This is a genomic window from Acidobacteriota bacterium (genome assembly GCA_040752915.1).
Classification (GTDB): domain Bacteria; phylum Acidobacteriota; class UBA4820; order UBA4820; family DSQY01; genus JBFLVU01.
The window spans coordinates 44,145-57,044 of sequence record JBFMHB010000010.1 but is presented as its reverse complement, the minus strand read 5'-3'; the positions used below and the strand labels follow the sequence as shown (position 1 = coordinate 57,044).

The following is a 12,900-nucleotide window of genomic DNA, read 5'->3' as shown; positions in this document are numbered from 1 at the left end:
TTTCCTTCGGAACGGGGGGACGGTGTGGACCTGCGGATACGGAGGGAGCGGCTCCCTGGGGAACGGCGCCTGGGAGAACCACGGCACGCCGGTGCAAGTCTCCGGCCTGACCTCCGCGGCGTCGGTGGCCGCCGGCTCCAGCCACGCCCTCGCCCTGCTTTCCGACGGAACCCTTCGGGCCTGGGGATCCAACTACTACGGCCAGGTGGGCGACGGAACGACGGATAACCGGAGCCAGCCTGTCGCCGTAATGGCCTCCGGGGTCTTCATCTCCATTGCGGCGGGGACCTCCCACTCCCTCGCCGTTCGGCAGGATGGAACCGTGTGGGCCTGGGGCCACAACGGCTTCGGCCAGCTGGGGGACGGCACCACGACCCACCGGTCCGCTCCCGTGCAAGTCCCCGGCGTGACGGGTGCCGTTTCCGTCGCCGCCGGCAACTTCCACAGCCTGTGCCGCCTGACGGACGGGACGGTTCTGGCGTGGGGATACAACGCCTATGGGCAGTTGGGAGACGGGACCACGGAGGACCGCCATTCGCCCGTGGCCGTCACCGGCCTCTCGAGCGTGGTGGGAATCGAAGGCGGCGGCTATTTCAGCCTCGCCCTCCGCTCCGACGGGACCGTGCGGGGGTGGGGGACCAACTCCTCGGGCCAGCTCGGGGACGGCTCCTACACCGCGCGGAAGACACCCGTTCAGACTGCTGGCCTGGGCGGAATCACGGCCCTGGCGGCGGGCACGTACAGCTCCTACGCATTGAAATCGGACGGGACCCTCTGGGCCTGGGGCGGCTCCAACGCGGGGCAACTCGGGTACGGGGGTTACGAAGGGAGAAACACGCCCGCCCAGATCCCGGCCCTGTCAGGGGTGGTCGCCGTAGGGGCGGGGGCGAACCACGTCTTGGCGGCCGCCGCCTGCGGGGTGATCTGCGAAGCCTCGGGTCCGGTTCACGTCCAACCCGCCGAGGCCGCCGCATTCACCGCGGACGCTTCCCTGGCCGGCGGCTGCACGGGGGCCCTCCTGTACGAGTGGGACTTTGGGGATGGGTCGGCGCACTCCTCCTTGCAGAACCCGACCCACGCCTATTCCGCCCCCGGCTCCTACGAGTGGTCCGTGGCGGCGAGCGGGGCCGGGGTCTCCACCACCCGGCGAGGGAGCCTCTCGGTCTGCGGACCGGTCTGCGACGCCGTGGCGAACGTCAGTGAGGGCTCCGCGCCGCTGCAGGTTCTCTTCTCGACCCAGAACCCCTTCCCAGGAGGGTGTGCGGGCGCCCATTCCATCGACTGGGACTTCGGCGACGGAAGCCCCCATTCCGACGCGCTGAACCCGACCCACACCTACACGACGGGCGGCACCTTCACGTGGACCTGCACGGTGACCCTGGGGACGCAGACCTGCACCCGCTCGGGCCAGGTCACGGTCTGCGCGGTTTCCTGTTCGGTCACGCCCTCGACCACGACGGGCTTCGCGCCCCTTCCGGTCACGTTTGCGGGGGCGGCCACCGCCACGGGTTGCACGTACGAGCCTTACTTCGTGTGGGACTTCGGGGACGGTTCGGGGACCAACTGGGAGACGAGTCCCACGCACGTCTACGCCCAGGCCGGGACGTACACGTGGACCCTCACGGTCTACGCGGACAACGCCACCTGCACGCAGACGGGAACCATCACCGTCTGTTCCCTCGATGTCACGGCGACGGCGTCCGCCGAATCGGGAGCGGCGCCCCTCACCGTTTCCTTCGCGGGAAGCGCCACACTTTCGGGAGGGTGTTCCGGAGGGGTCTCCTACGAGTGGGACTTCGGAGACGGCTCCGCCCGCACCCCCGTGCAAAATCCTTCGCACACCTACGCTCAGACAGGGGAGTACCGATGGGTGTTGCGAGTTTCCGCGGCCGGACGCACGGCCGTTCGATTAGGGTCCGTGCGGGTTTGCGCGGGCGCCTGCTCGGCCGCGGGCCAGGTCTTCGCGTGGGGGATCGACGATTACGGCGAGCTGGGGCGGGGAAGCGTTATTGAGCGTGCGACCCCGACGGCCCTGTCGGGCGTCCCCGCATTCGCCACGATCTCCTCGGGAGGCAACTTCACGGTCGCCGTGGAGCCCGACGGCACCGTGTGGACCTGGGGGGACAACGGAAACGGCCAGCTGGGCGACGGCACAAACCTCAGCCGCTCCACGCCCGCCGAGGTGGCCGGCGTCTGGCACATTCGCGCGGTGGCCTGCGGGTACAGCCATGTTCTCGCGCTGAGAAGCGACGGCACCCTCTGGGCCTGGGGACGGAACTCGCGCGGTCAGCTGGGGGACGGCACCACGACCGCCCGAAGGACGCCGGTGCAGGTTTCGGGGCTCACCGGAGTGGTGGCGGTCGGCGCGGGGGGGTACAGCAGCTTCGCCGTCACCGCCGATGGCTCCCTCTGGTCCTGGGGGTACAACTCATACGGCCAGCTTGGGGACGGAACGACCACCAGCCGTTCCACACCGGCCCAGGTGGCGGGACTTTCGGGCATGGTCGCCGTGGCGCCCGGCTTCTATTCCGTCCAGGCCCTCCGGTCCGACGGGACGGTCTGGACCTGGGGGTACAACTTTTACGGCCAACTAGGGGACGGAACCAACACGGACCGGGGAACTCCCGCCCAGGTGGCGGGGCTATCGGGAGTGGCGGCCATCGCCTCGGGGTATTTCCATTGCCTGGCGAGCCGCACCGATGGGACCCTCTGGGCCTGGGGCTACGGTGGATCTGGCCAGCTCGGGCTCGGCAGCTCCGCGTCCAAGAATACTCCTCAGCAGGTTCCTTCTCTGGCCTCCGTTTCCAGGCCCGCCGCCAGCCATTATGCGAGTTTCGCCCTTCAGAGTGACGGGTCTCTCTGGGTGTGCGGGGACAACTACAGCGGAGAACTGGGAGACGGCACGACCACCGATCGCTGGACATTCCAGGCCTACACCGTTCCCGGGCCTTTCGCGGCGGTAGCGGGCGGCGGCGATCACGTTCACGCGCTCCGGGCGGATGGTGCTCTCTACGCCACGGGGGCCGATGATTACGGCCAATCGGGTACGGGCCGGGCCCTGCTCGCGCCCCTGCCCGCCGCCGTCGCCGGGATGGCCGATGCGCGGCGCGTCGATGGAGGCTCCGGCCATTCTGCTTTTATCCGGACGGCGGGAGAATTGAAGACCACGGGATACAACGGCGATGGACAATTGGGAGACGGGTCCCACCGGCACCGCTCCACGCCCACAAGCGTCTCGGGCCTTGGACCCGTGGCGGCGGTATCCTTGGGGGCTTCGCATACCCTTGCGCTGGGCGTGGACGGAGCCGTCTGGGCCTGGGGCGGGGGATGGGCGGGCCAGATCGGCGACGGGACCAATTATGGCCATTCGAGTCCGGTTCGGACCAACCTTCCCCTGGCCGCCGTGGCCGTCGCGGCGGGAGGAGCGCACAGCCTGGCCATAGCGCAGGACGGGACCGTGTGGGCCTGGGGAGGCAACGATTACGGCCAGCTCGGGGACGGGACCGTGAACGCGCGGCTCAATCCGGTGCAGGTGCCCGGGCTCGCTGGGGCCGTGCAAGTGGCCGCCGGAGAGTCCTTCAGCGCGGCGCTCCTGGCCGGCGGCACGGTGTGGACCTGGGGGGCCAACTGGGCGGGGCAGCTGGGCGACGGAACGCAGACCAACCGCCACTCCCCGGTTCTCGCATCCATCACCGGCGTGACCTCCCTGGCGTGTGGGGGGGCCCACGTTCTGGCTCGGAAATCCGACGGAACGGTCTGGGCGTGGGGGTACAACGGCAACGGCCAGCTGGGCGACGGGACGTACACCTGGCGCGCCACGCCGGTGCAGGTGCCCGCCCTCACTTCCGTGGCAGATGTGGCGGCCGGACTGTACCACAGCGCGGTCCTGCGCTCCGACGGAACCCTGTGGACCTGGGGCTACAACTACTACGGTCAATTGGGGGACGGCGGCGCCACGGACCGCTCCACTCCAAATCGGGTCACGGCCCTGCAAGGCGTCTCGACCGTCGAGGCGGGCTACTACCACACCCTGGCGGTGGCCGAGTGCGGACTCTCCCTCGAGGCGGCCGGGCCCCGGAGGGCCGTCGTGGGCGAGACGGCCGCCTTCACCTCGACCCCCACTCTCTCGGGCTGCTCGGGGACCTTCACCTACGACTGGGACTTCGGAGACGGGACGGCCCACGGGGCGAGCCAGAACCCGACCCACGCTTACTCCGCCGCGGGTTCCTACGCCTGGAGGCTCACGGTCACATCGGGGACTTTGAGCGCGGCCTTCCAAGGGAGCGTGGCCGTCGGGGTCGTCCCTCCCCAGGTCGCCTCCCTGGCGAAAACCCCTAACCCCTTCAAAATCAAGGTGACCGGCTCCAACTTCCAGACCGGCATCCGGGTCTTCATCGAGGGAGCCGAGTGGACCACCCTCACACGGAAGTCCGACACCTCACTGGTCCTCAAGGGGTCCACCTTGAAGACTGCCGTTCCCAAAAACACTCCACGCCGGTTCCGGTTCCTCAACCCCGACGGAGGAGAGACGGTTCTCGTCTGGCAGTGGCCTTGAGGACGAAGGCGTTTGAATCGGCAGGGAATCTTCGGGACCGCCGCGTCGCTCGGTGGAGGCAATGACTCTCCCGCCGGTGTTGGCAAAGATTGCGAAGAAAGGTGAACGGACCTCTCATCGGGAATTCGTTCGCCGTATTTCCGGGTCTTCGCCCTACCCGACGGCCGGCTTGAGCCACGCGTCGTAAACGAGCTTGGCGAGGACGACGACGACCATGACGAGGAGAGCGGGGCGGACCAGCCGCGCCCCTCGGGTGAGGACCATTTTGGCCCCGAGCCGGCCCCCGATGACCTGGCCCGCCGCCATGGCGACGGCGGGGGCGACGAGGACGTGCCCTCCCAGGGCGAAGAAGAGCAGGGAGGCCGCGTTGCTGGTGAAGTTCATCACCTTCGTGGTGGCCGTGGCCTTCTTCATGTCCTGGCCCAGCCCGAGCATCAGCGCGACGACCCAGAAAGACCCCGTGCCGGGGCCGAAGAACCCGTCGTAGAAACCCAGACCGAGGCCCGCGAGGAGGTAGAAGGGCAGGCGCTCCAGGCGGGGCCGGGTGGGCGTTCGCCCGAATTCGGGGTTGACGAAGACGTACAGGGCCACGGCCGCCAGCAGGAAGGGGATGAGGCGCCTCAATAGATCCGGGTCGAGGCGCTGGACGGCGAGGGTGCCCAGGGCGGAGCCGGCGAAGGTGAGAACGACCCCGAGGGCGCACTCCCTCCAGGTGACGGCGCCGGCCCTCAGGAAGTGGAAGGTGGCGCTGCCGGAGCCGAAGGAGGCCTGGAGCTTGTTGGTCCCCAGGGCGTAGGCGGGAGGGACGCCGATGCCCAACAGAACGGGGATGGTGATGAGGCCGCCACCCCCGGCGATGGTGTCCACCAGGCCGGCGAAGAGGCCGGTGGCGAACAGGACGGGGATCAGCCAGAGGGACAGGTCCATGGGCCCGGCCATCGCGTTTCAGGGGCGGGCGGGCGGCGCATTCTCATCGGCCAGGCCCGCGGTGGCGGCCCTCCAGCGGTCGAGGGTGGCCGGCCCGTATTCTCGCAGCCACGTGGCGAGCATGTCCGCAAGCGGAATGTGCGGCAGGGCCCCACGGTCCTGTACGTATTCGATGTGGGGCCTTCCGCTCAGGTCGAGGGCGTGCAGGACGGCGTCCTTCGTGCCGTCGAACTCCACGAGGCGCCAGCCCATCTTCTCGCAGAGGGACTTTTCGAAGGAGGGCGTGGCCTTGAGCCACCGGCCGTCCAGGAAGATCTCGACGTAGGTGTGGTAGATCATGCGGTCCGATCCGAGCACCCAGCCCAGCCGCCCGGGAAGGTTGTGGTTGACGAGGTCCGCGTAGCGGAATCGCGCCGGGATGCCGGCGGCGCGGCAGAGGCCCACGAGCAGGGAGGACTTTTGCGTGCAGAAGCCGTAGCCCCGTTCGAGGGCCGCCCGCCCGTGGTAGTCCTCGATGGCCAGGAAGGGGGCGAAGGGGATGTATCGGATCCCGTCCCTCACGAACGCGAACAGGCGGACGGCGGCCTCCCCGGCGTCCCGGGCCCCGTCCGTGACCCTCGCCGCCAGGGCTTTGATCTCCGGTTCGTCGCAATCCACGCCGGGCGTCGGCCTGAGACACCCTTCGATTCCGTTCGCGTCCATCGTCAACCCCCTTCGCCATGATGCCAGAAATCGGCATTCCCGGGCCAGCGCCACCAAGAACCGGTTGACGGCCCCCGGGCCGAGACCGTCTAATGGGGCCTGGGCTCCGAAGGATGGGGAGGTCTCTCGATGCGCCGTTTCACCGCCGTTTCGATTCTTGCGCTCGCCATCGCGTGGACGAACCATCTCCCCGCTCAAGTCCTCCCCTTCGAGCGCTTCGGGACGACGGAGGGGGTGCCCCAGTCCCAGGTCTCCTGCGTCGCGCAGGACGCGGAGGGGTACCTGTGGGTGGGCACCTGGGGCGGGCTGGCCCGGTACAACGGCGGGGGCTTTACGGCCTTCTACATCGAGGACGGCCTGCCCAGCAACCGGATCCACGAGATCCTCCCGTCCCGGGGGGGAGCGCTCTTCGTGGCCACGACGAACGGCCTGGCCCGCACGGAGGGCCGCCGGATCGTCCCCGTCCCGGACCCCGCCGTGGCGAATGTTCGCTGCAGGGCCCTGGCGGAGGACGCCGCGGGGCGCGTGTGGGTGGGCACCGACCGCGGCGCGGCGGTCTGGAGCGGCGGGCGCTTCGAAATGGCGGGAGGGCAGGGGACTTTGGGTGCTCGAATCTACGACCTCCTCGCCCTGCCGGAGGGGATGCTGGCTGTCACGTCGCGGGGCCTGTTGATTTTCGGGGGCGCAGGTCCCCGGGAGGAGGAGGGCCCTCCCGTCCCCCACGAGTTGCTCCGGTGCGCGGGACGGACGGCGGACGCGCTCTGGGTGGGCACGCAGGGGCGCGGCCTTTGGAGGAAGAGCGGGGGGGCCTGGTCCAGCGTGGAGGCCACGGCCGCCATGGACGTGTGGCGGGTGAGTTCGGGAGGCTCCGGCACCCTGTACGCCTCGTGCAACAACGGGGGGCTGTTCTTCCGGCGTCCCGGAGCCGTGGATTTCCAGAGGTGGAAGAAGGAGAACGGCCTTCCCTCCGACGTGGTCAGCGACGCCTTCGAGGACCGGGAGGGCAACCTCTGGGTGGGCACGGACATCGGCGGCCTCGGCCGTCTCGGAAGCCTCGCCACGCTGAATTTCTCGGAGGCCGCGGGTTTTCCCAGCGCGTGCGTGCTGGGAATCTCCCCGGCGGGAAAGCCCGGGGAGATCTGGGCGGGAACCCTGGAGGGCGGGGTTCGCTTCCGCGGCCATCCCGATTTCGAGATCCTCGAGGTGGTCACGACGGCTCAGGGTCTGCCGAACAACTACGTCTGGGAGGTGACCGAGACTCCCGGCGGGGAGACCTGGGTCCTCACCGACTCGGGGTGGCGCGTTCGGAGCCGGCCGGGCGGCCGGTTCGAGGAGCCGAAGGGGATCGAGTTCGCCGACGGGGCCGGCGTGGACATGTGCCTGGACGGGGCGGGCCGCCTGTGGCTGACGGGAGACGACGCCCGCGGAGGGCTCTGCCTGAAGGAGCCCGCCGGGACCTGGCGACGGTGGAACCGCACCGCCGAAGGGGAGACCCTGGCCAACTGCCGGGCCCTTACCCCGCGCAGGGCGGGCGGCGTCTGGGTGGGATTCGAGGGAGGGGTCGCCGTGTGCGACGGCGCGACGGCCTCCTCCCTGCCGGGCCCGATTCCACTGAAGGGCTTCGTGAGCGCGCTGCTCGAGGACCGGCGGGGACGGCTCTGGGCCGGGAACGACGGCGGTCTCGCCGTGCGGGAAACGGACGGCCGGTGGCGGCTCCTCAACGGGGAGGCCGGATTCACCAACCATCACGTCTACTTTCTCGGCGAGGACGCCGGGGGGGCCGTGTGGGTCGGCACCGCGCGGGGCGTTTTCTGCTTCCGGGAGGGCCTGCCGGTCCAGGCGCTCACTCCCGAGGACGGGCTGGCGGGGCTGGAGGCCAACCAGGGGGCCTTTTTCGCCGAGCCTTCCGGCGCGGTCTGGATCGGGACCGTCTCGGGCCTGTCCCGCTTCGAGGCGCGGCTCCAGCCGGCGAACACCGCTCCACCCCGTCTGGTCGTCGAAGGAGCGGAACGCTCGGGCGGAAAACTGATCCCCTTCCCGGACGAGGTCCGGATGCGGTGGCCCGAGCGCGGGGTGACCTTCCGGGTGGCGGTTCTCTCCTTCAAGAGCCCCCAGCGGTGCGCCTATCGGGCGCGCATGGAGGGAATCGAGGAGGATTGGCTTCCCTTGAGGAGGGCCGGAGACCTGCGCTACACGAACCTCCCCCCGGGAAAGAGGAACCTCCTTCTTCAGGCGGTGAACGAATCGGGCGTGTGGGGCGAGGTGGTGAGGGTGCCCGTGGAGGTGGTTCCCTCCTTCTGGATGACGGGCTGGTTCCGGGTGGGACTCCTGATTCTGCTTGCGGGGACGCTCGCGGCCGGGCACCGGTGGCGCACCAGCCTCCTGAGGCGCCGCGCGGAAGAGCTGGAGAAGGTGGTCGCCGACCGGACGAGGGCGCTGGCCCGGGCCAACCTGGATCTGGAGCAACTGGCCACCTACGAGTCCCTCACGGGCCTCTTCAACCGGCGGGCCATCCTCAAGTCCCTGCGGGAGCACCTGGAAGTCCGGAGCGGGATCGTCCGCCGCTTCGGAGTCCTTCTCGTGGACCTGGACCGCTTCAAGCAGATCAACGACACCATGGGCCACGCGGCGGGCGATCAGGTCCTCCAAGTCCTCGCGAACCGGATCAAGGGCGCGCTTCGGGAGGGGGACCACATGGGGCGGTTCGGCGGCGACGAATTCCTGCTGGTCCTTCCCGGGGCCGACCTTTCCGCCGTCGAATCCGTTGCGAGGCGGGTCAGCTCCCTGTCCGAGAGCTTCACTTCCCACGGGCGCACCTTGACGGTGACCGCGTCGTGCGGCGGGGTGGCCGTGGCGGGGGGCATGCCGCCCGAGGAGGCCGTCCTTCTCGCCGAGGCGGACCGGCTCCTGTACGAAGTGAAGAAGGCGGGCGGGGGAGGATTCAAAGTGGTGGAGCGTCGCTAGCGGAGGCTTCCGACCGGGCCCGCAGGAGGGACAGGACGGAAGGCCGAACGCGCCGGAGGGTCGCGAGGAACACGAGGGCCGCGCCGAAGGTCAGAACGCCTCCCGAAAAGAGCGCCTCCCGGACGCCGAACCACGCCGAGAGCCGGCCCATGGCCAGGCTTCCCACCGGGGCCATCCCCACGAAGGTCACCACGTACAGGCTCATGAGCCGGCCGCGGAGCGCCTCGGGCACGAGGCTCTGGAGAAGCGTGTTCACGGCGGCCATCTGGCTCATGAAGCAGAAGCCCAGGACCGCCAGGAGCGCCGCGGAAAGGGCGAAGCCCTCCGAAAGGGCGAAGAGGGCGAGGGCGGTCCCGAAGAGGCCGGCCATGAGGCCCGCGTGGCGCCCGAGGCCTTTGAGCGAGGTCCGGCTCGCCATGGAGAGCGCCCCGGCCAGAGAGCCGATTCCGGCGCAGCTCATCAACAGGCCCAGGCCGCGGGCGTCGGTTCCGAGGACGCCCCCCGCGAAGGCGGGCAACAGGACCGAATAGGGGAGTCCCAGGAGGCTCGTGGCGGTCACCAGCCCCAGGAGGGCTCGCGTGTGAGGCGTCCTCCACGCGTAGGCCAGGCCCTCCCGGATCTGGCGCCAGGCCCCGGGGCCGGGGGGACGCCGCTCCCGTTCGAGGCGCATGGCCGCCAGGCCGGCGAGGACCGCGCCGAAAGAAAGCGCGTTGAGGGCGAAGCAGACCCCCTCCCCCCACAGGCCCGTGACGAGGCCCGCCACGGCGGGGCCGACGATCCGGGCGCCGTTGAAGATGGAGGAGTTGAGCGCGATGGCGTTCCCGAGGTCCTCCCGGCCCACCATGCGGACCAGGAAGGCCTGCCTCGCGGGCATGTCGAAGGCGTTCACCGCCCCGAGGAAAGCGGCCAGGACGATCACGTGCCACACCTGGACGGCCCCCGAGAGGGTCAGGGCGGCGAGGACGACGGACTGAACGAGGGAGGCCGTCTGCGTGAGCGTCACCAGCCGGCGGCGGTCGAATCGGTCCGCCGCCCACCCGCCGAGGAGTCCGAGCAAAAGAACGGGGCTGAACTGGGCGAATCCAACGAGGCCGAGGAGCCAGGGCGATCCGCTCAGGCGCCAGACGAGCCACCCCTGGGCGAGGGTCTGCATCCAGCTTCCGGCCAGGGACACCAGCTGGCCGAAAAAAAAGAGGCGGAAATTCCGGTGGCGAAGGCCCCTCAGCGTCGCCGAAAGGGAGTCCGCCAAAGCGCCCACGGAGGCGGGCCCTCCCTCACCGGGTCCACGTGGCCACCGCGATGCCCGAGAGCCCCGCGATGACGCACCAGAAGGCCCAGCGGTGGGGGCCGTGTCGGATGACGGAGCGGCGCCAGAGCCAGAGGGCGAAACAGCCCACCGAGAACGAAATCGAAGCTCCCAGGAGGTCGTCCAGGAGGTGGGGATTGGAGGAGGAGAACGCCTGCCGGGCCTCCAGCACGAAGGCCCCCCCGATGGCCGGAAGGGAGGCCAGGAACGAGTACCGGAAGGCCGACTCCCGGTCCAGGCCGAGGGCGAGGCCGGAGCTGATGGACGCGCCGGAGCGGGACACGCCGGGGATCACCGCCAGGCCCTGGGCCAGCCCCACGAGGGCCGCGTCCCGCCACCGCATGGTGTCGAAGGTCTTCTGGCCCTTCGGGAGGTACTGGGTGCACCAGAGGTAGAGGGCCGTGAAGAGAAGGACCGAGCCGGCGATTCCCGGGGACGTGAGGAGACGCTCCGTCACGGGCTTGAGCCCGAAGCCCAGGGCGCCCGTGAAGGCCGTCGTGACGGCCACGAGGCCCGCGAAGCGCCAGGCCTTCGGATCGCCGCGGAGGGCCCCGAGAAGAAGACCCCACAGGTCCTTGCGAAAGAAGACGAGGGTGGCCGCGAGGGTCCCGAAGTGCAGGACCAGGAAGAAGACCAGCGCGTCTTCTTCGCGGACGCCCGCGAGGGCTCCGAGGATGGTGAGGTGGGCGGACGAGGACACGGGGAAGAACTCGGCCAGGCCCTGGGCGATGGCGAGGAGGATCGTCCAGAAGAGACTCAAGCGCCCTCCGGGAGGGGCGGGCTGGAGCGGGAGCCCGCGTTAGATCCCCATGACCACGGGGATGATGAGGGGGATGCCCGCTTCGTTGCGCTTGAGCACGCGCTTCACGGCGGACTTGACCTTGGCCTTGAGAACGGCGTCATCCCGGATCTCCTCCTGGGAGAGCCCCCGGAACAGGCCCGCGATCTCTCTCCGGATCTCCTCCGCCCCTCCGTTCTCTCCGTCGAGGAAGGAGTAGCCGCGGCTGATGATCTCGGGGTCCGTTTCCATCCGGCAGGTCTGCCGGTTGACCACGACGATGGGGACCACGACGCCTCCCGTGGAGATGTGGCGGCGGTCGCGGACGACGAGCCGGTCCACGGGGTCCGCCGAGTCCCCGTCGATGAGCACGCTCCCCGCCGGGACCTCCTCCCGGCCCGCAAAGGCGCCCTTCTCGAACTTCAGCGCGTCCCCCGTCCCCGCCAGCAGGATTCTGTGGCGTTCGTAGCCCATCTCCTCCGCGAGCTTGGCGTTCCCCTTGAGCTGGCGGAACTCGCCGTGGACGGGGATGTAGTAGGTCGGCCTGACCCACGAGGTCATGAGCCGGATTTCCTCCTGGGCCGCGTGGCCGGAGACGTGGACCCGATCGTCGCGGGAGGTGACCACCTCGCCGCCGTTTCGGTAAACCTGGTTCACGACCCGGGCCACCCGCTTCTCGTTGCCCGGGATGATGCGCGCGGAGAGGATGAGGAGGTCCCCCTCCTCCACGAAGAGGTTCTTGTTCTCGTCGAAGGCGATGCGGCTGAGCGCCGAGAAGGGCTCCGCCTGGGAACCCGAGGTCAGGACGATGACGCTCTCCCTGGGGAGGTCCGGCACGTCCTCCGGGGATACCAGGACGCCCTCGGGAACCCGGAGGTACCCCACATCCTGGCCCACCCGGACGTTCTCGGAGAGGGACCGGCCGAAGAGGGCGACCTTCCGGCCGTACCGGGCGGCGAGATCGAGCAGAACCTGGACGCGCATGAGGTTCGTCGAGAACAGCGCCACGAAGAGCTTGGCCGTCTGGCCCGCCACGTAGCGCTCCAGGGCCTGGCGCACGCGGGTCTCGGAGCCCACCATGCCTTCCAATTCCACGTTCGTGCTGTCGATGAGCATCGCCGTGACGCCGGCCCGGCCGGCCTCCTGGAATCGGTGGTAATGGGAGAGCCGGCCGTCGAGGGGGGCCTGGTCGAACTTGAAGTCGCCCGTGTGGAGGAGCGTGGCGTCCGGAGCGTGGATCAGGAGGGAGACGGCGTCGGGAACCGAATGGGTGACGGGAATTCCCTCGAATCGAAAGGGGCCCGCCGAAAGGGGCTTTCCCGGATCGAGGAGGGTGACCCGGGGCGCTTCGGCGCCGAGTTCGCGCATCTTCCGCCCCGCGAGCCCCAGCGTGATCGCCGTTCCGAAGAGGGGAGCCGGACAGGCCCGGAGCAGGAAGCCCACGGCGCCGATGTGGTCCTCGTGTCCGTGGGTGAGAACGATGCCGCGCAGACGCTCGGCCCTTTCCGCGATGTACGAGAAGTCGGGGATGACGAGATCCACTCCCGGGAAGTCGGACTCGGGAAACTGGCTCCCGCAATCCACCACCAGCAGGTCCCCGTCCTGGTCGAGGACCGTGAGGTTCTTCCCGAAATCCCCGAGCCCCCCGAGAAACGCGATCTTGAGCAT

The 12,900-nt window shown here is 69.7% G+C and carries 7 protein-coding genes; 2 read left to right on the top strand and 5 right to left on the bottom strand.

The window, feature by feature from the left end; all coding sequences use genetic code 11:
- Positions 1-22 precede the first annotated feature (22 nt).
- Positions 23-4,555: a PKD domain-containing protein gene (locus AB1824_03445; GenBank protein ID MEW5764010.1), complete on the top strand. Its 4,533-nt coding sequence runs from the start codon at positions 23-25 to the stop codon at positions 4,553-4,555.
- A 153-nt stretch (positions 4,556-4,708) separates the two neighbouring features.
- On the opposite strand, the gene AB1824_03440 is transcribed toward AB1824_03445, so the two are convergent.
- Together AB1824_03440 and AB1824_03435 are read right to left on the bottom strand one after the other, a co-directional pair.
- On the bottom strand, positions 4,709-5,482 hold the full coding sequence (locus AB1824_03440) for a TSUP family transporter (protein MEW5764009.1): 774 nt from the start codon (positions 5,480-5,482) through the stop codon (positions 4,709-4,711).
- A gap of 18 nt (positions 5,483-5,500) precedes the next feature.
- Entirely contained in the window at positions 5,501-6,184 is a 684-nt protein-coding gene (locus tag AB1824_03435) for a transglutaminase-like domain-containing protein (GenBank protein MEW5764008.1), read from the bottom strand.
- A 129-nt stretch (positions 6,185-6,313) separates the two neighbouring features.
- Here AB1824_03435 and AB1824_03430 point away from each other — a divergent pair, with 129 nt between their 5' ends.
- Complete coding sequence (locus AB1824_03430; protein MEW5764007.1) at positions 6,314-9,148, top strand: diguanylate cyclase; 2,835 nt, start codon at positions 6,314-6,316, stop codon at positions 9,146-9,148.
- Here the strand turns inward: AB1824_03430 and AB1824_03425 are convergent.
- From AB1824_03425 to AB1824_03415, 3 genes are read right to left on the bottom strand one after another with little or no spacing between them, the layout of a single operon-like run.
- A complete protein-coding gene (locus tag AB1824_03425; protein MEW5764006.1) occupies positions 9,126-10,406 on the bottom strand; it encodes an MFS transporter in 1,281 nt (426 codons plus the stop codon). The genes AB1824_03430 and AB1824_03425 overlap by 23 nt on opposite strands.
- 16 nt (positions 10,407-10,422) lie before the next feature.
- A complete protein-coding gene (locus AB1824_03420) occupies positions 10,423-11,214 on the bottom strand; it encodes an undecaprenyl-diphosphate phosphatase (GenBank protein ID MEW5764005.1) in 792 nt (263 codons plus the stop codon).
- 39 nt (positions 11,215-11,253) lie between these two features.
- Positions 11,254-12,900 (bottom strand): ribonuclease J, encoded by a 1,647-nt coding sequence (locus tag AB1824_03415; protein MEW5764004.1) that lies wholly within the window; start codon positions 12,898-12,900, stop codon positions 11,254-11,256.